The sequence below is a fragment of the Diaphorobacter sp. C33 genome (assembly GCF_030503915.1).
Taxonomy (GTDB): Bacteria; Pseudomonadota; Gammaproteobacteria; order Burkholderiales; family Burkholderiaceae_C; genus Diaphorobacter; species Diaphorobacter nitroreducens.
Genome location: NZ_CP129980.1, coordinates 528,934 through 552,192, shown reverse-complemented (window position 1 = coordinate 552,192; position 23,259 = coordinate 528,934). Strand labels below are relative to the sequence as shown.

The window sequence follows — 23,259 nt, the reverse complement described above, 5'->3', positions numbered from 1 at the left end:
CAGCGGCACTCATCCAATCAAAGCCTCCAGTGCCTTCGATGCCGAGCGCGGCAATCGCCGCCCCTCCTTCGCCACGTTGACCTGCAAGGCCACCCGCGCCACCTCAAACACGTCCTTGGCCAGCGAGTAGCTGCCTTTGGCCTGCAACCACGCCAATACGTCTGCCAAATGCCAGATCGACGCGCTGCCCTCATGCACCGGCGCCGGAAAGCTGCCCGGATGCGCCAGCATCAGCTTGCGCATGTTCTGCCGCGACACGCCCACAATGTCGGCCACGTCAGTCAGACCCACCAGATCCGGCGCTACTTCGATCAATCGCGCGGTCGGCGCGGCGCAGCGCACATCGGCCAGCGCGCTACGCACGGCCTCGTCCGCATCCGCAGCCTCGCGGGTGAACTCCAGCGCCAATCGACCCGGCTGCCCGATGCCGACCAAGGCATCGTCGCAGCCGGCTTCGCCCAGGCGCTCCACCAGTGCATCGGCGTCGCGGTCATCGTCCGTGAGCTGGTATTTCAGAGTGAAGGTGTATTCCATCGCGCTACTCCTTGGCACCATCATCAGCGTCGCGCTGCGACCGGTGCGTGGTGCAGTTGTCCACGACGCGCCGCAAGGCGCGCGCGTGGTTGCCGGGATTTTTCGGCGTGCTCCATACGCTGGTGATGCAGAACTCGCCGCAGCGACATTCTTCATCGTTGTAAGGGCAATACATCCGCCCCCAAGCGTGGCTGCCGCCGACTTCGACGCGCCAGCCCTGCCCTTCGGCGTGCCTGAGAGCTTCCTCAACATCTTTCTTCGGATGAGGGGAACGAGCCATCAATAATCTTCAGTATGGGGATGAATGGCTTAGTTGTCAAGTGACAACCAAGCCACTGTTTCAGGCTATCGCGCTCAACGCCGGCACCACTACGTTCGCCGGTAACAGCTTCGGCACGTAGGTCTGCCCACCGCCCCAGGCATCGACTAGGTTGGCCCACTCTTGCAGCATGTGGCGCCGCTGCTCGGCGTACTCGGCCTTGTTGTAAACCGAGCGCGAGGAACGCCCGTCCTCGTGCGCCAGGCACTTCTCGATCCAGTCGCGGTTGAAGCCGATTTCGTTCAACAGCGTCGAGCCGGTGCGGCGCAGGTCATGGACGGTGAAGGGTTGCAGCGGCAGCCCCTTGGTCTTTGCCGCCTCCACCACGAGCCCCGTGACGCGATTCAAAGTGGCGTTGGACATGCACCGCTCTGCGTCATAGCGAGACGGAAAAACGAACCTTGATCCCGCCGCGCAGGCGTGCAACGTCACGAAGATGTCGAGCGTCTGGCGCGATAGATAGACCACGTGCGGGTTGCGCCCCTTCATCCGCTGCTTAGGAATCGTCCAGGTCTTGCTCTCGAAATCGACCTCATCCCAGGTGGCGTGGATCAGTTCGCTCTTGCGTACCAACGTCAGCAGGATCAAGCGCAGCGCCAGCTTGATGGTCGGATAGGTCGCCACCGATTCCATCTGCTGCATGAACAACCGAATCTCCAGCGGCGACAAGGCGCGATCTTTCGGCACAAAGGTGGCGATCGAGGCCGCGCCCACGCTGTCGGCGGGGTTGTCCACCTTCTCACCGTGGGCGATGGCGTAGATGTAGACCTGCTTCACGATGTCCCGAATCTGTACCGCCGTGGCCGGCGCCCCACGCTCCTTGACCTTGTTGCACAAGGCCCGCAGGTCTTCGGCCTGGATTTCGGTCAGCAGGCGATTCTGGAAGACCGGCAGGATGTCCCGGTCGATGATGTGCTTGCGCATGGCGCGGGTGCTGTCAGCCAGCCTTGCGTTGGCCAGCCACGTCTCCATCGCCGCGCCGAAGGTCTTGATGGCGACCATCCGGCGTTTCTCACGCTGCTTTTCCAGCGCGGGCGAGACACCCTTGAGAACGGCTTTGCGCGCGTCCAGCAGCAGTTCGCGCGCCATTGCCAGCGAGATGCCACCAGGGCCATAGCGTCCGAGGGTCAGCGTCTCGCGGCGGCCGTGGAGCCGGTAGTCGTAGCGGAACGTGATCGTTCCGCCAGGCGATACCGTCACATACATCCCGTCTCGGTCAGAAGCCTTATAAATCTTGGACTTAGGTTTGAAATTGCGTAGTGCAGCGTCGGTCAGCATCGAGGTTTCCTCCGGCATGTGACGGATTTACCGTCAGGTTTTACCGTCAGGGACCTGGAGACCTGCTGATGCCCGGAAAGCCCCATGAAACAAGCTTTCCCGAGAAGGCTTTTACCGTCAAAGACGGTAAAAGTCTGAATAGTGAACGAGAGTGTCTTAATCCAGCCTCGATTTTTACCGTCAGCTCTACCGTCAACTTTTTCTGCTGGCCGGCGATAGCCACCGATAGCTGTCGTGACGTATTTCTTTCTAAATCAACACGTTACATCAGTTCTTCGATAGCTGGCGATAGTCCCTGAAGGACCTGATTTCACTCCCACTCGATGGTGGCAGGCGGCTTGCTCGACACGTCGTAGGTCACGCGGTTGATGCCGCGCACCTCATTGATGATGCGGCTGGAGACCTTCTTCAACAGCGCGTAGGGCAACTCCGCCCAGTCGGCTGTCATGAAGTCGCTGGTCTGCACCGCGCGCAGTGCCACCACATAGTCGTAGGTGCGGCCATCGCCCATCACGCCCACGCTCTTGACCGGCAGGAACACGGTGAAGGCCTGGCTGGTGAGGTCGTACCAGGTCTTGCCCGTGGCTTCGTCGGTGAATTTGCGCAGCTCTTCGATGAAGATGGCATCGGCGCGGCGCAGCAGGTCGGCGTATTCCTTCTTCACCTCGCCCAGAATGCGCACGCCCAGGCCCGGGCCGGGGAACGGATGGCGGTAGACCATTTCGCGCGGCAGTCCCAGGGCCACGCCGAGCTCGCGCACCTCGTCCTTGAACAGGTCGCGCAGCGGCTCCAGCAGTTTAAGGCCGAGTTGCTCGGGCAGCCCGCCCACGTTGTGGTGGCTCTTGATGGTGACAGCCTTCTTGCTCTTGGCACCGCCGGACTCGATCACGTCGGGGTAGATGGTGCCTTGCGCCAGGAAGGTCGCGCCCTTGTGGCCCTGGCCGCTGGCCTTGAGCTTTTCGGCTTCGGCCTTGAACACGTCCACGAACAATCGGCCGATGATCTTGCGCTTTTGCTCGGGCTCCGACACACCGGCCAGCTCACCCAGGAACAGGTCCGAGGCATCCACGCGCACCACCTTCGCGTGCAGCTTGCCTGCGAACATGTCCATGACCATATCGCCTTCGTTGAGGCGCAGCAGGCCGTGGTCCACGAACACGCAAGTGAGCTGGTCGCCAATCGCACGGTGGATCAGGGCAGCAGCCACCGACGAATCCACGCCGCCAGACAGGCCCAGGATCACTTCCTCGTCGCCCACCTGCTCGCGGATCTTCTGCACGGCTTCCTCGATGTGGTCGCGCATGATCCAGTCCGCCTGAGCGCCACAGATCTCGCGCACGAAGCGGTTGAGCAGCGCTGCGCCCTGCACCGTGTGCGTGACCTCGGGGTGGAATTGCACGGCGTAGAAGCGCCGCGTTTCGTCCGCCATGCCGGCGATGGGGCAACTGCCGGTGGAGCACATCAGCTTGAAACCGGGAGGCAGCTCGGTGACCTTGTCGCCGTGGCTCATCCACACCTTCAGCATGCCGTGGCCCTCGGGCGTGGAGAAATCCTCGATGCCCTTGAGCAGCGCGGTATGGCCATGGGCGCGGACTTCGGCATAGCCGAACTCGCGGCTGTGCGAGCCCTCGACCTTGCCGCCCAGTTGCGCGGCCATGGTCTGCATGCCGTAGCAGATGCCCAGCACGGGCACGCCCAACTCGAACACGGCGTCAGGGGCGCGGTCGTCCACTTCGTAAACGCTGGCGTGGCTGCCCGACAGGATCACACCCTTGAGCTTGCCGTCTGCGGCGAACTGGCGCACCCAGTCGCTGCTCACGTCGCAGGGGTGGACCTCGCAGTAGACATGCGTCTCGCGCACGCGGCGCGCGATGAGTTGGGTGACCTGGGAGCCGAAGTCAAGGATGAGGATCTTGTCGTGTTGCATGGAGAGCGACAGGGTCGGTAAAAGACAAAAGGCCCGAACACCTGGAGACGGGTTCGGGCCTGCGGAATGGCGAAGACTCAGTCCGCCCGGTAGTTGGGGGCTTCCTTGGTGATCTGCACGTCGTGCACGTGCGACTCGCGGATGCCAGCCGCCGTGATCTCCACGAATTCGGCCTTGTTGTTCATCTCTTCGATGGTTGCGCAACCACAGTAGCCCATGGCCGCACGCACGCCGCCGGCCATCTGGAACACGATGGACACCATGGAGCCCTTGTAGGGCACGCGGCCTTCGATGCCCTCGGGCACCAGCTTGTCAGCGTTGGGATTGCCCGTGGTGGCTTCCTGGAAGTAGCGGTCGGCCGAGCCCTGCTGCATGGCGCCGATCGAGCCCATACCACGGTAGCTTTTGTAGGAGCGGCCCTGGTACAGGATGACTTCGCCGGGCGCTTCTTCGGTGCCAGCAAACATGCCGCCCATCATGATGGTCGACGCGCCCGCGGCCAGCGCCTTGGCAATATCCCCCGAGAAGCGGATGCCGCCGTCGGCGATCAGCGGCACACCTGTGCCCTGAAGCGCGGTGGCGACGCTGTCGATGGCCATGATCTGGGGTACACCCACGCCAGCCACGATGCGTGTGGTGCAGATGGAGCCGGGACCGATGCCGACCTTGACCGCATCGGCGCCTGCCTCGGCCAGGGCCAGCGCGGCAGCGCCTGTGGCGATGTTGCCGCCGATCACGTCCACCTGCGGGTAGTTCTGTTTGACCCAGCGCACGCGGTCGATCACACCTTTGCTGTGGCCGTGGGCTGTATCCACCACGATGGCATCCACACCGGCCTTGACCAGCAACGCCACGCGCTCTTCGGTGCCCGCACCGACGCCCACGGCAGCGGCCACGCGCAGGCGGCCTGCCGCATCGCGCGCGGCGTTGGGGAACGTGGTCTGCTTGTTGATGTCCTTGACCGTGATGAGGCCCTTGAGCTCAAAGGCGTCGTTCACCACCAGCAGGCGCTCCAGCTTATGGCGGTTGAGCAGTGCCTTGGCCTGCGCTGGGGTGGTGCCGTCTTTTTCGTTGACGGTGATCAGCTTCTCGCGCGGCGTCATGATCTCACGCACCTTGACGTCGTAGCGCGTCTCGAAGCGCACGTCGCGGCTGGTGACGATGCCCACCACCTTGCCACCATCACAGACCGGGAAGCCCGAGATGCCCAGGTTCTCGGACAGTTCCAGCACCTGCAGCACCGTGTGTTCGGGCGTGATGACCACGGGATCGTGCACCACGCCGGATTCATACCGCTTGACCTTTGACACCTCGGCCGCCTGCTGCTCGGCCGTCATGTTCTTGTGGATGACGCCAATCCCCCCTTCTTGCGCGATGGCGATGGCCAGACGCGCTTCGGTCACGGTGTCCATGGCGGCGGACACGAGCGGGAGGTTCAGGGTGATGTTGCGCGTGAAGCGCGTGACGAGGGAGGTGTCCTTGGGCAGGACCTGGGAGTACGCCGGCACCAACAACACATCGTCGAAGGTGAGCGCTTTTCCAAGAAGGCGCATGTGAAAGCTCCAAAAAAAGGATTGTACCCGCCGCGCGACAAATCGCACACGTCCCGCGTGAACGCCCCTTGGTGGGTGCAGCCACTCACCGCTACACTCGCCCGCATGAAACCGCACAAGCTTCTTCTGCTGGCGCTGGGCTGCTCCTGGGCCATGGGCGCAACGGCACAATGGCAATGGGTGGACAAGGATGGGCGCAAGGTGTTCAGCGACCGCCCGCCGCCACAGGACATTCCTGACAAGAGCATCCTCAAGCAACCGCAGCGCGCCCTGCCGCGTACCGCGATGGCAGCGCCCGCTTCGCCAGCGTCGGCCCCCGCATCCGAAGCCGCAGCGCCTGCCAGCGGCAAGGACAAGCAGCTGGAGGAGAACAAGGCCAAGGCTGACGCCGCCGAAGCCGCCAAGAAGAAAGCGGAGGAAGACCGCGTGGCCAAGGCCCGTGCCGATAACTGCGCGCGCGCCAAACGCGCAAAGGAGCAGTTGGCGCCCGGCCAGTTGGTGAGCAATGTCAATGCCAAGGGGGAGCGGGGTTTCATGGACGACGCAACCCGCGCAGCAGAATTACGCCGAGCGGAAGCGACCATCGCTTCCGACTGCAAGTAGCAGCTACCCCATAAACGCGCCACCGGCCGCCCTTCTGCATGGATGAGGCGGCCGTTTTGTTTCAGCGCATGCTGGGAAGCACTCTCAATAACCGGACTTGGCCCCCGGCCGGCGTTTGGCGAACAATCCCGCCGCACGAGCGCCCTGGCGCGCAAAGCGCTGGCGGCGCGCCAGCTTCGGGTCAACCCGCAAGGGGCGGCAGCCTTCCACGCGGTCACCATCGTGCAGCAGGTCGTCCAGTCTGCCTTCCCTGCCCCAAATGCCCCAGGCAAGCCCCTCAGCCTGCGCATCCAGTCCGCAGGCGCTCAGAGCATCGGCCACCGTAGCACCGGCCGGAAGCAGTAGCACCCACTCGTGCACATCGCCCGGTTGCCGCGAGATGGCCACCGCGATGCGCAGCCGCCCCGGCGGGGGCAAGGTTTCAGCCATAAACCTGCTCGGCCCGTTTGATGAAGGCATCGATGAACGTGGCGGCGATGCGGTCAAACACGGGGCCGACCAACGCCGCCAATGCCCGGTTGTCAAAGCCGTAGCTCAGCTGGAGTTCGACCTTGCATGCGCGCTGCGTACCGTCCCCCACAGGATGAAAGTGCCAGTCGCCGTCGAGCTGTGAAAAGGGGCCCTCCACCAGTTCCATCTTGACTCGGCGCCCGGGCTCATGCGTATTGCGCGTGACAAACGACTTGCGTATGCCGCCCAACGCAATGCCCACTTCCGCCTTCATGCCGTTTGCATGGGTTTCCAGGACGGTGGCGTGGTCGCACCACGGCAGGAACTGCGGATACTTGGCCACGTCCGTCACGAGGGCGAACATTTCTTCGGGGCTGTACCAGATGAGGACGGACTTGTTGACAGTTTTCATGCAGGCGAAGGCTGGATGGGCCTGGTGGCACAGCCGGCCTAGAATCGATGGTGCGAGACGACAACAATTGTAGGGAGACCCTTGATCTCCCGGTTTGCGCCGCATCTATTCACCATGGCCAAGAAACCTGACACATCGTCCCGCATCGCCGACAACAAGAAGGCGGCATACAACTATTTCTTTGAAGAGCGCTACGAGGCTGGGCTGGTGCTGCACGGCTGGGAGGTCAAGGCACTGCGCGAGGGCAAGGTGCAGCTTACCGACGGCTACGTGATCATCAAAGATGGTGAGCTGTTTCTCATCGGCTGCCAGATCAACCCGCTCAAGACCGCGTCCACGCACGTCAGCCCCGACGCGGCGCGCATCAAGAAGCTGCTGATGCACAAGGACGAGATCCGGCGCCTGATCGGCAAGGTCGAGCAAAAAGGCTACACCCTGGTGCCGCTGAATCTCCACTGGAAAGACGGCCGCGCCAAGTGCGAGATTGCCTTGGCCAAGGGCAAGGCCGAGCACGACAAGCGCGACACCATCAAGGAGCGCGAAGGCAAGCGCGAGGTGGAACGCGTCATGAAGAGCCGCCACCGCTGATCTTTTTTTGGCGGAGGGTGGAATAAACGCAGCGCCCCCGGTGTTCATGCCAGCGTCCGGCCACAATTCCTCTGGCCGGCACCCTTCCGGAGAACACCATGACCAAGCTCAGTTCCCTGCTCGCCGCGCTGGCACTCGCCGGCTGTTATTCCCTCGCGCCCGCGCAAGTCAGCACCCAGGACGGCGTGCTCGTCGGCCCGAACGGCATGACGCTCTACACCTTCGACAAGGACGTAGCGGGCGATGGCCAGTCGGCCTGCAACGGCGCCTGCGCCACCAACTGGCCACCCCTGACCGCCACCAGCGCCCCCGCGGGTGAAGGCTACAGTCTGATCCAGCGCGCCGACGGCAGCAAGCAGGTGGCCTACAAGGGCAAGCCGCTGTACTACTGGATCAAGGACGGCAAGCCCGGCGACAAGACGGGGGACGGCGTGAACAACCTGTGGCGCACCGCCAAGCCATGAGCCCCACAATGCGTCCATGAACCGCGTCCAGATCGTGGAGCAACTGCCGGGGTTGCGCCGCTATGCGCGCGCGCTCACCGGCGACGCATGGGCAGCCGACGATCTGGTGCAGGACACGCTGGAGCGCGCCTGCCGCAAGTGGCTGTTGTGGCGCGGCGGCAGCAATCTGCGCGCCTGGCTTTTCACGCTGATGCACAACCTGTACCTCAACCAGCGCCGCGGCCTGGTGCCCGTGCAGGCGCTGGATGTGGATGCCCTGGCGGCCATCGCGGACGCGCCTGACGCCTCCCACGAAACAGCCATGGACCTGGACCGCTGCCTGCAACGCCTGCCCGCCGATCAACGGGCCGTGCTGCTCCTGGTGACACTGGAAGACATGGCCTATGCCGACGTGGCGCGTGTGCTGGGTATACCGGAAGGCACGGTGATGTCGCGGTTGTCCCGCGCTCGCGCACGCATGCGCGAATTGATGGAGCCCTCAGTCCACGCCCAGCCGTCATCCACCCCGACTGCCTTGCGCCGCATGAAATGAAGCGCCCTTTCCGCCCGTAGTGAGCCCGCCATGAAGACCGACCCTTTCAGCCCTTCGGACGAGACGCATCTGCATGCTTTGGCGGACGACCGGCTGCCGCGCGCCCAGGCAGAGTCGCTGCACTCCCGCATGGACTCCTCGCAGAGGCAGCGTGCCGAAGCGTGGGCGCAACAGCGTGCGCAGCTGCAGACCCTGCACGCTGACTGGTTGCGGCAGCCTGTGCCCAATGTGCTGGTACAGGCGGCAGAGCGCCTGCAAGACGCACACGACACGCAACAGCACTGGGCCCGTTGGGGCGGCTTTGCCGCGGGCTGGGTGCTGGCGTTCGGGCTAGGCTGGAGCCTGCATGCGACGGACGGCAAACAAACCACACTGGCCACGGCCCCCCCGCAACGGTTCGTGCAGCAGGCGGCCGTGGCGCACGCGGTCTACCAACCCGAACAGCGCCATCCTGTGGAAGTGGCGGCCGCGCAGCAGGACCACCTGGTGCAGTGGCTGTCCAAGCGGCTGGCGCGCCCGCTCACCGTGCCGCGGCTGCAGGCCGAGGGGTTCGAATTGATGGGCGGGCGCCTGCTGCCCGGCGGCAGCGGGGCGCGCGCGCAATTCATGTACCAGAACGCCGCGGGCGCGCGAATCACGCTGTACCTGGGCGCACTCGACGGCCTACAGGCTGCGGCGGCACCGACCACCGCGTTCCAGTTCCACGACGAAGGGACCGTGTCCAGTTTCTACTGGGTGGACCAGGGTTTTGGCTACGCCCTCAGCGGCGAACTGCCGCGGCCCACGCTGCAGGCGCTGGCCACGGCGGTGTACCAGCAGATCAGCGCAGCGCCGCCAGCGGGTGCGCGTGCGCCGGCCAAGGGCTCTTGAAGAACGATTGCACCAGCGCGGGCTCCACATCCTCCACGCGCGCGGGGCTCCAGCGCGGGCTGTGGTCCTTGTCCACCGCCAGGGCGCGAATGCCCTCCACCGTCTCGCTCTGGCCGGGACGCAGGTAGAAGCAGTGCCGAACCATGTCGCGCTCCATGCGCAAGTCGTCGGCCAGGCCCATGCTGCGCGCACGGCGGACCTGCTCCAGCACGACATGCAGCATCAGTGGAGAGCGCTTGCGCAACGTGGCAGCCGTGGCGCGTGCCCACTCGTCGTCAGACTGCTCCAGCGCAGCCACGATGGCCGCCGCATCATCCAACGCAAAGTAGTGATCAATTTGGCCTCTAGCGCTTACAGCGCAAGCGCCAGCAGCTACAAATTTTGATGCAACCCACTGCTGAACGGCAGCGCCGTCGGCAAACGTCTGCAACGCCAGACCGTCCCACACCGCCGCTTGCTGGTCCGCTGGCAGGAAGCCGTCCGCCAGGCCGAAGTCAATGGCATCGGCTGCGCCGATGGCGTCGCCCGTCAGTGCCAGCCACTCGCCCACGCGGCCAGGGCAGCGCGAGAGGAAGTAGCCGCCGCCCACATCGGGGAACAGGCCGATCGCCGTCTCCGGCATGGCCATCTTGGTGCGCTCGGTCACGATGCGCAGCGTGCCGCCCTGGCTGATGCCCATGCCGCCCCCCATGACGATGCCGTCCATGAAGGCGATGTAGGGCTTGCCGAAGGTGTGGATCAGATGGTTGAGGGCGTATTCCTCGGTGAAGAAGTCCTCCAGTTGCGGATTGCCCGTGCTGCCCGCGGCGTGCAAGAAGCGGATGTCGCCGCCCGCGCAGAAGGCGCCGAAGGGCCCTTCGCGGCCGTTGCCGCGGATCGCCACGGCCAGTACCTTGTCGTCATGCTGCCAGGCCAGCAGCGCCGCCATCAGGTCGCGCACCATGCCCAGCGACAAGGCATTCAGCGCCTTCGGGCGGTTCAGCGTGATGCAGCCCACCTGGCCGCGCACCTCGGTCACGACTTCCGCCGTCATCTCCGTCATTGTTGTTCCTTCCATCCAAGCAGTTCATTGAAAACGAGCGCGCCGATCACCAGCGCGCCTCCCATCAGCACGGCCGGGGCTGGGCGCTCTCCAGCGCCCACCCAGGCCAGCAGAATGCCAAAGATCACTTCCAGCAGGCCCAGCAGCGCAATCTCAGGCGCCTTGAGCACGCGCGCGCAGTACACCACCAGCACGCAGGGGATCGCCAATTGGACCAGACCCAGCAGGGCCAGAAGGGACAAATCACGCGCCGTGGCCTGGAACGGCCACGCAAGCGGCAGCGTGGCCAGGGCGGACAGCGCCGCCCCCAGCAGCACGGCGGGCACCAGGTCCACCGCATGGCCCTGGCGCTGCGAGTGCTGAACCACCACCCAGTTCACGGCCGCCGCCACCGGCACGCACAAGGCAACAAGCACGCCCACCACGGAAAGGCCGGAGATGCCCGAGCCATACATCCACCCGATGCCTGCGCCCGCCAATGCAATTGCGCACCAGGTGCGCGGCGCGATGTGGTGGCCAATGAAGGCGCGCGCCAGCAATGCCGTGAGCAGCGGTCCGATGGCCATGGTGACCAATACGCTGGCCACTGGGATGAGCAATATGGCGATCATGAAGGCCGTGAACATCACGCTCCAGCACACGCCAGAGATCCACACCGCCCGCCCCCCGCGCCGCAGATTGGCCAGCAACGCCCTGCCCTGCAGCACCGGCAGGATCACGCACAGCGACAGCAGCATGAAGAAGCTGCGCCAGAAGGTCACTTCAAAGCTGCGCGCCTGGTCCAGATGGCGCGTGACGACGCCCGCAATGGACCACATGAAGGTGACGGCCACCATCAGCCAGACCGCCCGCGCGTGGCCGGGCAAGGCATTCGCGGTCATCGCTGTCTCCTCCCTGTGGATTTCTTGTGTCGTCGGCATGTGCTACCCACGCATGCCGTGAGGCCCGCATGTTAGCGGCTGGCGCCATACCGCGCTGCCTCAGATGCGCGAAGGGCGAACCCTCCTTGCGGATGGGCTCACCCTTCGTCGGCTCGCAGCGCCTTGGCTGCCGCAGCCAAGCCGGTTCAGGCAGAACAGGCCTTGCCGATCACGCGCCTTCGCGGCTGGCGCGCTTGCGCTCGTGCTCCTTGAGGTGGCGCTTGCGCAGGCGAATGCTCTTGGGCGTGATCTCCACCAGTTCATCGTCCTCGATGAACTCCACGCCGTACTCCAGCGTGAGGTCGATCGGGGGCGTGATCTTGATCGCGTCTTCCTTGCCGCTCACGCGGAAGTTGGTGAGCTGCTTGGTACGCGTGGCGTTCACCACCAGGTCGTTGTCGCGGTTGTGCACGCCGACGATCATGCCTTCGTACACCGGGTCGCCTGCCTTCACGAACATGCGGCCACGGTCGTCGAGCTTGCCCAGGGCGTAGGTAAAAATTTCACCATCGTCCATGGAAATCAGCACGCCGTTCTTGCGGCCACCAATGTCGCCCTTATGCGGCTCATAGCTGTCGAAGATGTTGCTGATGAGGCCCGAGCCGCGCGTCAGGTTCAGGAATTCGTTGGTGAAACCGATCAGGCCACGGGCCGGGATGCGGTACTCCAGGCGCACGCGGCCACGGCCGTCGGGCTCCATGTTCACCAGTTCACCCTTGCGCTCGCCGAGGGCCTGCATCACACCGCCTTGGTGGCCTTCCTCGATATCAGCAGTCACCAGTTCGATAGGCTCGCAGCGCTCGCCGTCGATGTCGCGGTACACCACGCGCGGCTTGGAGACGGCCAGCTCGTAGCCTTCACGGCGCATTTCTTCCAGCAGGATGGTCAGGTGCAGTTCGCCGCGGCCGGACACCTCGAAGATGCCGTCCTCGTCGGTTTCCTTGACGCGCAGGGCCACGTTGGAACGCAGCTCCTTCTGCAGGCGGTCCCAGATCTGGCGGCTGGTCACGAATTTGCCTTCACGGCCCGCCAGCGGCGAGGTGTTCACGCAGAAGTTCATCGTCAGCGTGGGCTCGTCGATCTTCAGCATGGGCAGCGGCTGGGGGTTGGCGGGGTCGGTGAGGGTCTCGCCGATACCCACGTTCTCGATGCCGTTGATGAGCACGATCTCGCTGGGGCCGGCTTCGGTCACCTGCACGCGGTCCAGGCCCTGGAACTGGTGGATCTGGTTCACGCGGCCCTTGTAGCTGGCGCCGTCCGGCCCGGCCATGACTAGCACATCCTGCCCGGCCTTGAGCGTGCCCTGGGTGATACGGCCCACGCCGATACGTCCGACGAACGTGGAATAGTCCAGCGCCGAAACCTGCATCTGCAGCGGCGCCGTGGCGTCGCCCTTCACGGACGGCACATGCTTGAGGATGGTCTCGAACAGCGCCGACATGTCGGGGCCCCACTGCTCACCGGGGTTGCCCTGCTCCAGCGCGCTCCAACCGTTGATGCCCGAGGCATAGACCACGGGAAAGTCCAATTGCTCGTCGGTGGCGCCCAGCTTGTCGAACAGGTCGAAAGCGGCGTTCACCACGTAGTCGGGGCGCGCGCCGGGCTTGTCCACCTTGTTGACCACCACGATGGGCTTGAGGCCCAGCGCCAACGCCTTCTTGGTCACGAAGCGCGTCTGGGGCATGGGGCCTTCCTGCGCGTCGATCAGTAGCACCACGCCGTCCACCATCGACAGGGCACGCTCCACCTCGCCGCCGAAGTCCGCGTGGCCGGGCGTGTCCAGGATGTTGATGTGCGTGCCGTTCCAGCTCACGGCGCAGTTCTTCGCCAGGATGGTGATGCCGCGCTCGCGCTCGATGGCGTTGCTGTCCATCACGGTGTCCACGACCTTCTCGTGCTCGGCGAAGGTGCCGGACTGGCGCAGCAGTTGGTCCACCATCGTGGTCTTGCCATGGTCGACGTGGGCGATGATGGCGATGTTGCGGATTTGTTTGCTCATAGCGTAGTTGCTTCCAATGTGCCGCGTTCAGCCCGCGGCGAGCTCTCCAGAATCTGTTGAATTTCAAGGGGGCTGAGCAGCCGGTCTGGAATCAGCTCTCCTCCCCGCACATGCCCGACCCCCAGCAGCACGCGCGGGCGCGCCCCGAACACGGCCACGGCGGGCGCGTCGGGCCAGGGGCCGCGCCGGCGCATGCCCGAGAGGAAACGCCCGGCATTGTCATCGTCCAGCGTGACAGCCGTGTGCTGCGCCAGCAAGGTCTCCACTGGGAGCACGCAGGCCATGCGCGCATCCTCGTCCATGGCCTGCAGCGCCTCCAGTGTCACGCAACGCTCCACGCCGATACCGCCCGTGTCGATACGGCGCAGGAACGTGAGATGCGCGCCGCAGCCCAGCGCCTGGCCGATGTCTTCGCCCAAGGTGCGGATGTAGGTACCTTTGCTGCAGGTCACTACTATTTTAATAGCTGGTTGCGCTTGCTCCGTATGCGTTAGCGCCAGTTTCAATGCATGGATCGTGACATCACGCGCCTCGCGCTCCACGGCAATGCCGGCACGCGCGTACTCGTACAGCGCCTTGCCGTCTTTCTTGAGCGCGCTGTGCATGGGTGGCACCTGGCGGATGGGGCCAGTGAACTGCGCCTGTACCGCCGCCAGCCGCTCGGGTGTGAGCATGGCCGGATCGACCGCGCACTGCGCCAGCACCTGACCCTCGGCGTCACCGGTGCTTGTGGTGGTACCCAACAGTGCGACAGCTTCATAGGTCTTGGGCGCTTCCAGCTGCAACTGGCTGAACTTGGTGGCGGCACCAAAGCACAGCGGCAGCACACCACTGGCCAGCGGGTCCAGCGTGCCCGTGTGGCCAGCCTTCTCGGCGCGCAGCAGCCACTTCACCTTCTGCAAGGCGTCATTGCTGGACAGGCCCAGGGGTTTGTCGAGCAGCAGCACTCCGTGCACCGGGCGCCGCTGCACCCGGATGCGGGGAGCGCGTTCGGTCATGCTGCGTCGTCGTCTTTGGAACGAGAGGCCACCGCGCGCGCGATCAGCGCATTCATGTCGGCCGCCTTCTCGGTGGTGCGGTCGTACACGAAGTGCAGCGTGGGCACGGTGTGGATGTGCAGGCGCTTGAACAGGCCGTTGCGTAGAAAGCCCGCCGCCTGGTTCAAGGCCTCCTCGGAGGCCTCACCATCACCGATGAGCACACTGAAGAACACCTTGGCGTGCGCATAGTCCGGCGTCACCTCGACCCCTTGCAGCGTCACCATGCCGATCCGCGGATCCTTGAGATCGCGGATCAGCTCGGTGAGGTCGCGCTGGATCTGATCCGCGACCTTGAAGCCGCGGTTGGGGGACGAGGATTTCTTGGCAGCCATGTCGTGCGGACCTTACAGCGTGCGTGCGATTTCCTTGATCTCGAAGAACTCCAGCTGATCACCTTCCTTGATGTCGTTGTAGTTCTTGAGCTTGATACCGCACTCGAAGCCTTCCTTGACTTCCTTGACGTCGTCCTTCATGCGGCGCACCGATTCCACATCGCCCGTGTAGATGACGATGTTGTCGCGCAGCAGGCGGAACTTGCAGTTGCGCGTGACCTGGCCCGACGTGATGTACGAACCCGCCACGGTACCGATCTTGGAGGCCACGAACACGGTACGGATCTCGGCCGTGCCGATGGCTTCCTCGCGCTGTTCGGGCGCCAGCATGCCGGACATCGCTGCCTTCACTTCATCCACGGCGTCGTAGATGATGTTGTAGTAGCGGATGTCCACGTCGTTGCCTTCGGCCGTCTTGCGGGCCTGCGCATCGGCGCGCACGTTGAAGCCAATGACGATGGCCTTGGAGGCGATCGCCAGATTGACGTCCGACTCGCTGATGCCGCCCACGCCGGAATACACGATCTGCACGCGGATCTCTTCGGTGGAGAGCTTGAGCAGCGAAGCCGCCAGCGCCTCCTGGGAGCCCTGCACGTCCGCCTTGATGATCAGCGGCAGGGTCTGCACCTCGCCCGCCCCCATCTCGGCAAACATGTTCTCCAGCTTGGCCGCCTGTTGCTTGGCCAGCTTGGTGTTGCGGAACTTGCCAGCGCGGTACGTCGCGATCTCGCGGGCGCGGCGTTCGTCCTGCAGCACCATGAAGTCGTCGCCCGCCTGGGGCACTTCGTTCAGGCCTTGGATCTCCACCGGGATCGACGGGCCGGCTTCCTTGGTCTGCTTGCCGTCTTCGTCCAGCATGGCGCGCACGCGGCCGAAGGTCTGGCCTGCCAGCACCACATCGCCCACCTTGAGCGTACCGGACTGCACCAGCACGGTGGCCACGGACCCGCGGCCCTTGTCCAACTGGGCCTCGATGACGATACCCTTGGCAGCCGCATCGACGGGAGCCTTGAGTTCCAGCACCTCGGCCTGGAGCAGCACCTGCTCCAGCAGAGCATCGATGCCCATGCCCGTCTTGGACGACACGGCCACGAACGGCGAATCGCCGCCGTATTCCTCAGGCACCACCTGCTCGCCCACCAGTTCCTGCTTGACGCGCTCGATGTTGGCCTCGGGCTTGTCTGCCTTGGTAAGCGCCACCACGATGGGAACACCAGCCGCCTTCGCGTGCTTGATGGCTTCCTTGGTCTGGGGCATCACGCCGTCGTCTGCCGCACACACCAGAATCACGATGTCGGTGGCCTGGGCGCCGCGCGCACGCATGGCCGTGAAGGCCTCGTGGCCCGGCGTGTCCAGGAACGTGACGATGCCGCGTGGCGTCTCCACATGGTAGGCGCCGATGTGCTGGGTAATGCCGCCAGCTTCGCCAGAGGCTACCTTGCTGCGCCGGATGTAGTCCAGCAGCGAGGTCTTGCCGTGGTCCACGTGGCCCATCACCGTCACCACGGGGGCGCGGGACAGTTGTTCGGCATCTTGGCTGGACACTTCCTCGGCGGTGAAGGCTTCCGGATCATCCAGAGCGGCCACCTTCGCGGTGTGGCCCATTTCCTCCACCACGATCATGGCGGTGTCCTGGTCCAGCGGCTGGTTGATGGTGACCATCTGGCCCATCTTCATGAGCGACTTGATCACTTCGGAAGCCTTGATGGCCATCTTGTGCGCCAACTCGGCCACCGTGATGGTCTCGGGCACATAGACCTCGAGCACGCGGAACTCTGTGGCTGCCTGCTGCTGGCGCTGGTCGTCGCGGTCATTGCCGCGGCGGCCGCGGGGGCCGCCACGCCAGTTGTTGCGCCCCACGCCGCCACTGCTGTCGCCGCGGGTCTTGATTTCCTTCTTCTTGGTCGTGTCGTTGGCCCAGCTGGACGACAGCTTGGCCGACTTGACCTCCTTGCCCGCCCCGCCTGGCGCCGATGGCGCAGCGGTGCGCGCGCCCGTGCCGGAACCGGTGGCGGGTTTGTGCAGCGTACCCTTCTTGGCGTCCCCGGAAGCTCCCGCCTTGGCGGCAGGCTTGGGTTCCTCGGGTTTCTTCGCCACGAGCACCTTCTTGGGGGCAGCCATCATTGCGCGAATGGCCTCGGCCTCGGCAAGCGCCTTGCGGCGGCGCTCGTCCAGGTCGGCCGCACGTGCGGTTTCTTCCGCCGCGCGTGCCTTGGATTCTTCATCGGCCTTTGCCCGGGCATCGGCCTGCGCCTTCGCACGTTCTTCGGCCTCCACGGCAGCTTCGCGCTGCGCCTCGGCACGCTCCGCAGACTCCTGCGCCTTTTTTTCCGCCTGCTGGGCGGCATAGGCGGCAGCGCGTTCTTCGGCTTCGCGCTCGCGGCGCTCGCGCTCTTCACGCTCGCGGCGTGTCAAGGCCAACTCTTCCTCCTGGCGGCGAATCAGCTCTGCCTGACGGCGCGCCTCTTCCTCGCGGCGCACGAGCTCGAGATCCTCCGCCGAAGGAGCAGATTCAGCCGCATCGGAAGGCGCGTCGACACTGTCGTCACGCTTGATGAAAGTACGCTTCTTACGCACTTCGACCTGGATCGTGCGTGCCTTGCCAGAAGCGTCGGCCTGCTTGATCTCGCTGGTGGACTTCTTGACCAGGGTGATCTTTTTGCGGTCCCCCCCCGCAGTGCCATGACTGGCCTGCAGGTGGGCCAGCAGCTTTTGCTTGTCGGCTTCGTTTAGAACGTCCGACGGCGACGCCTTGACCACACCGGCGGACTTCAGCTGGTCCAGCAAGGTTTCAGGCGATTTCTTGAGCTCTGCAGCGAACTCAGCAACAGTGTTACTCGACATATTGTGTTCGAACCTCCCTGACCCTTACTCTTGCCCCGTGAACCAGTGCTCGCGCGCCTTCATGATCAAGGCGGTCGCATCTTCGGCAGACTGGCCGGTCAGCTCGGTCAGTTCGTCAATGGCCAAATCGGCCAGGTCGTCACGCGTATGCACGCCACCTTCCGCCAACTTGGCGATCAGTTCGGGCGTCAGACCTTCGAGGTCACGCAGGTCTTGCGATACGCTTTCCACGCTTTCTTCACGAACGATTTCCATGGTGAGCAGCGCATCCTTGGCGCGTGCGCGCAGCTCGTTCACCGTGTCCTCGTCGAAGCTCTCGATCTCCAGCATTTCCTGCAGCGGCACATAGGCCACTTCCTCGAGGCTGGCAAAGCCCTCCTCGATCAGGATGTTGGCGATCTCCTCATCCACATCCAGCTTCTCCATGAACAGGCGACGTGCGGCATCGGTTTCATTGGCCTGCTTCTGCGCGGATTCGGCCGCATCCATGATGTTGATCTTCCAGCCCGTGAGGTCGGACGCCAGGCGCACGTTCTGGCCGCCGCGCCCGATGGCGATGGCGAGGTTTTCCTCGTCCACCACGACGTCCATGGCGTGCTTCTCTTCGTCGACCACGATGGAAGTCACGTTGGCCGGAGCAAGCGCGCCGATCACGAACTGCGCAGGGTCGTCGGACCACAGCACGATGTCCACGCGCTCTCCTGCCAGTTCGTTGGTCACGGCGTTCACACGCGTTCCGCGCACGCCCACGCAGGTGCCGATGGGGTCCACGCGCTTGTCATGGCTGAGCACAGCGATCTTCGCGCGGCTGCCGGGGTCACGGGCACAGCTTTTGATCTCCAGCAGGCCCTGTTCGATCTCGGGCACCTCGTTGCGGAACAACTCGATCATGAACTCCGGCGCGGAGCGCGAGAGGATGATGGGCGCTCCGCGCAGCGTGAGGTCCACCTCCATGATCATGGCGCGCACACGGTCCCCATTGCGCAGGTTTTCCTTCGGGATCATCTCGCCGCGACGCAGGCGCCCTTCCACCCGGCCGCTCTCGACGATGATGTCGCCCTTGTCCATGCGTTTCACCGTGCCGGTGAAAATTTTCTCGCCGCGTGACATGAAATCGTTGAGCAGCATCTCGCGTTCGGCATCGCGGATCTTTTGCAGGATTACCTGCTTGGCCGCCATGGCCCCGATGCGGCCGATCGGTACCGACTCGACGGCTTCCTCGATGTACTCCCCCACCTCGATATCGGCCACCCGTTCGCGGGCATCCATCAGCAGCTCTTCGGCGTCGGGGTTCTGCAATCCGGCATCGTCGGGCACCACCAGCCAACGACGGAAAGTCTCGTATTCGCCGCTGTCGCGATCAATCGACACGCGGATGTCCACTTCACCCTGGTAGAGCTTCTTCGTGGCCTGTGCCAGAGCAGACTCCACAGCGCCCAGGACCACATCGCGCTCCACGTTCTTTTCGCGCGAAATGGCTTCTACCAACATCAACAACTCGCGATTCATGCGACGGCTCTCCTGTTTCTCAATTCCTGACGAACTGCCCGTTCAGAGGACAGTCCGGTTATGCAACCTTCAGCCCGGCTCCCCAGGCTTGGTCCCTCGTCCTTTGAAATCCACGATCGGCGCAAGCCGCGCCTCGCGCAACTCATCCAAAGTGAAACCAAGGGCCTGCAAAGGCGCTGGCACGCGCTTCTTGCTGATGCGCTGCCCCGGCTTCACGGGCGGCTCATCGCTCCAGACAATCTGCCAACCGCCCGAATCGGCATGCTCGAGCGTTCCCCGGAATTTCTTGCGGTTGGCATGCACTTGCCCTCCCGCCGCAGCGCCCATGGGCTGTTTGAGGGTGATGTCGATCACCTCGCCCTCGAAACGCTTGAAGTCCGCCTCGTTGCGCAACAAGCGGTCGATCCCAGGAGATGAGACTTCCAACCGCGTGTAGTCCACCCCCTCCACCTCCAGCGCGAACTGCAACTGACGGGTGACCTTTTCACAATCCTCTACGGTAATGAATTGCTCGGCGCCTACGGCAGCGGACACCTCATCCGTGGGCGGCACCCAAACCAGGTCAATGGTAATGCGCAGCAACCCTCCGGCGGAGCGCTCAATCTCCACCAGGTCATAGCCCAGCCCGGCCACGGTTTGTTCAACGATTTGCTGCAATGCCACGTGCGTGCGCTCTATCCAATTCCAAATGAAGGCCCCGCCGGGGCCGGCAAGGCTGCAAAAACCAAAATCAAACGCCCAAAAAAAAAGGGCGGTAAGTACCCGCCCGTTTTGGTCGTGAAGCCAGTATTGTAGCCAATATGCGAGGCACCTGCAAAGATCAAAGGCACGTATCTTGCATTCGGGCGGGAATCAACCCTGGCGGCTTGACCGTATTCTCTCAAAAAGGTCCTGCGCTGCGCTGTCCATCGTGGCTACTTGGGAAGCCTGCTGCAAGCTTTGAAGCATGCGCCCCAACACTGTGGCCTGAGGCAATAGGGGTCCCAGAAACCGTGCAGCCCTGCCATCGGCAATCAAGACAGTAGGAAAAGTCTCTACATCCAGGTCGCCGACCACTTCTTCCTCATCCTCCACATCCACCCATTCAAAGCGCATTTGCGGCCAAGCGCGCGCAGTTTGGTCGAAGGCTTGACGGTATTCACGGCATACACCGCACCATTGTGCGCACAGACACACAACCCACCACTGCGGCGTTGCGCTGGCATGTGAAGCAACATCCGGCAAAAAGGCTTCGGAGCCCATGAGAAGTTCCTTAAGAATCACGCCCCTCACGGGCCCGATGGACATCGATCGTATCGACCCTGGAAGCCGCATTACCCCAGGCGTTGCGAATATATGAAAGCACATCCGCCACTTCTGCGTCACTCAAACGCTGCAGGAATGGCGGCATGCCATGGGGTTGCGGATTACCGCCGGTGGCTGGCAGATACCCGCCCCGCAGCACCATATGCACCAGATTGACAGGATTTTCCAGCATCACCGCCCGGTTGCCTGCCAGCGGAGGAAAGGCCTCAGGATCGCCCTGGCCCTCGCCTCCATGGCACTGCACGCATTGACGCTCGTACGTGGCCCGCCCACGCTGCATCGACGCAGGTGAAGGGGGCCGCCGAGGCGCGGCGACCTTGTCCGTTGGCGGCAGCGCTTGCAGATAGTCCGCCATCGCTTGCAGATCGGCATCGCTCAAATACTGAAGGCTGTGGTAGACCACCTCCGCCATGGGGCCGGATACCGCGGCCCGGGGTGAGCGCCCCGCCCCCAGGAGCATGACCACATCCTGCCTGGGCCATTCCGCCACACCTCCTTCATTCGAGGTGTTGAGCGCTGGGGCGTACCAGCCTGCCGCCATCCCCCCGCTCAAACGCCCGTCTGTAGATACCGCCCCCATCGCGTTGCGCGGCGAATGGCATGCAGCACAGTGCCCGAGCCCCTGCACGAGATAGGCGCCTCGATTCCATTCCGCAGAGCGGGACGGTACGGGCTCGAATACACCAGGCCGAAAATACAACGCTCGCCACACTGCCAATGCCGCTTGGGTATTGAACGGGAAGCGCACGCGCGACGGCACGCCGGGTTGCACCACTGGCGGCAAGCTTTGCAAGAAGGCAAAGATGGCATCCGAGTCTTCATGGGTGATGCGCGTATAGCTGGGATAAGGAAAGGCCGGCGAAAGCAGCCTGCCATCGCGCGAACGGCCATTGTGCAGGGCACGCCAGAATTCTGATGCAGACCACGCTCCGATACCCGTTTCCCGGTCGGGTGTCAGGTTGGGGGCGTAAATCACGCCAAAAGGCGTCTCTATCCCACGGCCCCCTGCGAATGCCACGCCTCCCTGCCGGGTGTGGCAGGCGAGGCAGTTACCAGCACGTGCCAAGTACCGGCCTCTGGCAATGTCGAGAGAGGCCGTGGTGGTCACGCGTTCGGCGTGCGGCAGCGGAGCCTCATCCAGCCGGTTCAATACCCAGATCCCTCCCGCAACCAGCGCCACGGAAAGCCCCGCCGTCGCAAGCCTTTTGCGCCAAGTACTCATTGCACCTGCTCCGCGCCAGCCTGCAACGCCGGAGAACCAATGCCGCCACAGGGTATTGGCAGCGGCGCCTTGAATGCCGGCGCCGGTGTGAACCTTAAGGGAACAGGACGGGAGGACAGCCACGCCGCGATGGAACTTACATCGTCAGCGGTCAGTTTGCTGGCGATGCGCGCCATGCAATCTGGCGCATGGGCGCGCCGCAGACCGGTCTGCCAGGCCCCCAACTGGGCGCTCACATAATCGCGAGACAGCCCCAGCAACCCTGGAATGAAAGGCGCGACGCCCGCCAGAGCATCGCCATGGCACTGCACGCAGGCCGGCAATTGGCGGCTCGCATCCCCCCACCGCACAAGCGTCTCTCCCTGCGCCAGTGTGGCTGCTGATACAGCTGCAGCTACCGGTGGCGCATAGGACAGGTCCAGTCTTGCGAAGTAGTCCGCCATCTCCCGGAGATAGTCGTCCGTCAGATGCTGCAGCAAGTACGCCATCTGCGGATAGCTGCGCCGGCCATCACGGAAATTGAGCAGTTGGTTGTGCAGATATCCCGCCGGTTTTCCCGCGATGCGAGGGAAATAACCGTCAGGAGTGGCACGCCCCTGCTTGCCATGGCACGCGGTGCAGGCCTGCACACGCGGCGCCATATCCACGGCCGGCGCGGCGGCCACCGAGGCAGCGAGCAGCATGCACAGCGCCCCTGCCGCGTGCAGCAAGGGGCGTAAGAATTTCTCAGCCACGCCCGACAAAAGGCATTTTGGTCGCCATGACGGTATGGAACAACACATTAGCCTCCAGCGGAAGATTGGCCATGTAAAGCACGGACTGCCCCACGATGTCCACGTCCATCAGAGGTTCCGCCGCAATCTGGCCATTGGCCTGTTGCACGCCCTGCGTCATGCGCTGGGCCAGCTCGGTCTGGGCGTTCCCGACATCGATTTGTCCCACCGCAATATCGTACTTGCGCCCATCGAGAGCCGCTGTCTTTGTCAGGCCCATCACCGCATGCTTGGTGGCGGTGTAGGCAATGGAGTTGGGCCGCGGGGCGTGCGCTGAAATCGAGCCGTTATTGATGATGCGCCCGCCCCGTGGCGACTGCGTCTTCATGACCCGAAAAGCGTTCTGCATGCAAAAGAACATGCCATTGAGGTTGACGTCGACCACCTGCCGCCACTGCTCCACCGCCAGATCCTCCAGCGGCACGGCGGGAGCACTCACGCCCGCGTTGTTAAACAACAGATCCACGCGCCCGAAATGAAGCACAGCCCGGTCAAACAGCGTGCGCACCGCAGCGGGGTCGGACACATCGGTGGGGACGGCGAGCGCACGCACCCCACCCTCTGATTCGCCCACGACCTCCTGCAATAGCGACTCACGCCGCCCAGCGAGAACAACGCTCCATCCATCGCGCAGCAGCGCCAAAGCCGCCGCCTTGCCAATCCCTGACCCAGCCCCCGTAACGATGGCCACCTTCGATGCTTTAACCATATGCGACGCTTGTCTCCTGTCCTTCTTACCCATC

Annotated in this window: 24 protein-coding genes; 5 read left to right on the top strand and 19 right to left on the bottom strand. The window is 64.0% G+C overall.

Annotated features, from left to right (window positions below):
- Positions 1-9 precede the first annotated feature (9 nt).
- The 5 genes from QY917_RS02670 to guaB form a co-directional block, all read right to left on the bottom strand.
- Positions 10-534, bottom strand: coding sequence for an AlpA family transcriptional regulator (locus tag QY917_RS02670; protein WP_054666242.1), 525 nt, complete (start codon positions 532-534; stop codon positions 10-12).
- 4 nt (positions 535-538) lie between these two features.
- Complete coding sequence (locus QY917_RS02665; protein WP_082394034.1) at positions 539-814, bottom strand: hypothetical protein; 276 nt, start codon at positions 812-814, stop codon at positions 539-541.
- Positions 815-874: 60 nt separating this feature from the next.
- Entirely contained in the window at positions 875-2,131 is a 1,257-nt protein-coding gene (locus QY917_RS02660) for a tyrosine-type recombinase/integrase (RefSeq protein WP_054668696.1), read from the bottom strand.
- 310 nt (positions 2,132-2,441) lie between these two features.
- Positions 2,442-4,058, bottom strand: coding sequence for a glutamine-hydrolyzing GMP synthase (gene guaA / locus QY917_RS02655; RefSeq protein ID WP_123676522.1), 1,617 nt, complete (start codon positions 4,056-4,058; stop codon positions 2,442-2,444).
- Positions 4,059-4,135: 77 nt separating this feature from the next.
- On the bottom strand, positions 4,136-5,611 hold the full coding sequence (gene guaB, locus QY917_RS02650) for an IMP dehydrogenase (RefSeq protein ID WP_123676523.1): 1,476 nt from the start codon (positions 5,609-5,611) through the stop codon (positions 4,136-4,138).
- 105 nt (positions 5,612-5,716) lie between these two features.
- Between guaB and QY917_RS02645 the strand changes: the two genes are divergently transcribed.
- Entirely contained in the window at positions 5,717-6,214 is a 498-nt protein-coding gene (locus QY917_RS02645) for a DUF4124 domain-containing protein (protein ID WP_103738371.1), read from the top strand.
- 84 nt (positions 6,215-6,298) lie between these two features.
- Here the strand turns inward: QY917_RS02645 and QY917_RS02640 are convergent, their stop codons facing one another.
- Both QY917_RS02640 and QY917_RS02635 read right to left on the bottom strand, forming a co-directional pair.
- Positions 6,299-6,643 carry an RnfH family protein gene (locus QY917_RS02640; RefSeq protein ID WP_123676524.1) on the bottom strand — a complete coding sequence of 115 codons (345 nt, stop codon included), beginning with the start codon at positions 6,641-6,643 and terminating at the stop codon, positions 6,299-6,301.
- On the bottom strand, positions 6,636-7,076 hold the full coding sequence (locus QY917_RS02635) for a type II toxin-antitoxin system RatA family toxin (RefSeq protein WP_011805746.1): 441 nt from the start codon (positions 7,074-7,076) through the stop codon (positions 6,636-6,638). The genes QY917_RS02640 and QY917_RS02635 overlap by 8 nt, the downstream gene beginning before the upstream one ends.
- A gap of 114 nt (positions 7,077-7,190) precedes the next feature.
- On the opposite strand from QY917_RS02635, the gene smpB reads away from it, so the two are divergent.
- From smpB to QY917_RS02615, 4 genes are all read left to right on the top strand, one after another.
- Positions 7,191-7,664 carry an SsrA-binding protein SmpB gene (gene smpB / locus QY917_RS02630; RefSeq protein ID WP_011805747.1) on the top strand — a complete coding sequence of 158 codons (474 nt, stop codon included), beginning with the start codon at positions 7,191-7,193 and terminating at the stop codon, positions 7,662-7,664.
- A 98-nt stretch (positions 7,665-7,762) separates the two neighbouring features.
- Positions 7,763-8,128 (top strand): hypothetical protein, encoded by a 366-nt coding sequence (locus QY917_RS02625; RefSeq protein ID WP_015912890.1) that lies wholly within the window; start codon positions 7,763-7,765, stop codon positions 8,126-8,128.
- A gap of 16 nt (positions 8,129-8,144) precedes the next feature.
- Positions 8,145-8,660 (top strand): RNA polymerase sigma factor, encoded by a 516-nt coding sequence (locus tag QY917_RS02620; protein WP_123676525.1) that lies wholly within the window; start codon positions 8,145-8,147, stop codon positions 8,658-8,660.
- 30 nt (positions 8,661-8,690) lie between these two features.
- Positions 8,691-9,530, top strand: a complete 840-nt coding sequence (locus QY917_RS02615; protein ID WP_123676526.1) for an anti-sigma factor — start codon at positions 8,691-8,693, stop codon at positions 9,528-9,530.
- Here QY917_RS02615 and QY917_RS02610 read toward each other — a convergent pair.
- The 12 genes from QY917_RS02610 to QY917_RS02555 all read right to left on the bottom strand — a co-directional run bounded on the left by QY917_RS02610 (position 9,481) and on the right by QY917_RS02555 (position 23,225).
- Entirely contained in the window at positions 9,481-10,572 is a 1,092-nt protein-coding gene (locus QY917_RS02610) for an enoyl-CoA hydratase/isomerase family protein (RefSeq protein WP_123676527.1), read from the bottom strand. The genes QY917_RS02615 and QY917_RS02610 overlap by 50 nt on opposite strands.
- The gene (locus QY917_RS02605; RefSeq protein WP_088887079.1) at positions 10,569-11,453 is read right to left on the bottom strand and encodes a DMT family transporter; all 885 of its coding nucleotides are present in this window, start codon (positions 11,451-11,453) and stop codon (positions 10,569-10,571) included. Before QY917_RS02605 ends, QY917_RS02610 begins: the two co-directional genes overlap by 4 nt.
- Positions 11,454-11,661: 208 nt before the next feature.
- Positions 11,662-13,491: a translational GTPase TypA gene (gene typA, locus QY917_RS02600; protein ID WP_015912885.1), complete on the bottom strand. Its 1,830-nt coding sequence runs from the start codon at positions 13,489-13,491 to the stop codon at positions 11,662-11,664.
- The gene (gene truB, locus QY917_RS02595) at positions 13,488-14,489 is read right to left on the bottom strand and encodes a tRNA pseudouridine(55) synthase TruB (RefSeq protein WP_123676528.1); all 1,002 of its coding nucleotides are present in this window, start codon (positions 14,487-14,489) and stop codon (positions 13,488-13,490) included. The genes typA and truB overlap by 4 nt, the downstream gene beginning before the upstream one ends.
- Positions 14,486-14,863: a 30S ribosome-binding factor RbfA gene (rbfA, locus tag QY917_RS02590; protein WP_011805755.1), complete on the bottom strand. Its 378-nt coding sequence runs from the start codon at positions 14,861-14,863 to the stop codon at positions 14,486-14,488. The genes truB and rbfA overlap by 4 nt, the downstream gene beginning before the upstream one ends.
- Positions 14,864-14,875: 12 nt before the next feature.
- Positions 14,876-17,707, bottom strand: coding sequence for a translation initiation factor IF-2 (infB, locus tag QY917_RS02585; RefSeq protein ID WP_123676529.1), 2,832 nt, complete (start codon positions 17,705-17,707; stop codon positions 14,876-14,878).
- 24 nt (positions 17,708-17,731) lie between these two features.
- Positions 17,732-19,216 carry a transcription termination factor NusA gene (gene nusA / locus QY917_RS02580; RefSeq protein ID WP_015912881.1) on the bottom strand — a complete coding sequence of 495 codons (1,485 nt, stop codon included), beginning with the start codon at positions 19,214-19,216 and terminating at the stop codon, positions 17,732-17,734.
- Positions 19,217-19,285: 69 nt separating this feature from the next.
- Positions 19,286-19,879 carry a ribosome maturation factor RimP gene (rimP, locus tag QY917_RS02575; RefSeq protein WP_123676530.1) on the bottom strand — a complete coding sequence of 198 codons (594 nt, stop codon included), beginning with the start codon at positions 19,877-19,879 and terminating at the stop codon, positions 19,286-19,288.
- A gap of 189 nt (positions 19,880-20,068) precedes the next feature.
- On the bottom strand, positions 20,069-20,458 hold the full coding sequence (locus tag QY917_RS02570; protein WP_123676591.1) for a thioredoxin domain-containing protein: 390 nt from the start codon (positions 20,456-20,458) through the stop codon (positions 20,069-20,071).
- A gap of 10 nt (positions 20,459-20,468) precedes the next feature.
- Positions 20,469-21,743: a cytochrome c gene (locus QY917_RS02565; RefSeq protein WP_123676531.1), complete on the bottom strand. Its 1,275-nt coding sequence runs from the start codon at positions 21,741-21,743 to the stop codon at positions 20,469-20,471.
- Complete coding sequence (locus QY917_RS02560; RefSeq protein ID WP_302078454.1) at positions 21,740-22,426, bottom strand: cytochrome c4; 687 nt, start codon at positions 22,424-22,426, stop codon at positions 21,740-21,742. The genes QY917_RS02565 and QY917_RS02560 overlap by 4 nt, the downstream gene beginning before the upstream one ends.
- 43 nt (positions 22,427-22,469) lie before the next feature.
- The gene (locus QY917_RS02555) at positions 22,470-23,225 is read right to left on the bottom strand and encodes an SDR family oxidoreductase (RefSeq protein ID WP_123676532.1); all 756 of its coding nucleotides are present in this window, start codon (positions 23,223-23,225) and stop codon (positions 22,470-22,472) included.
- Positions 23,226-23,259 lie beyond the last annotated feature (34 nt).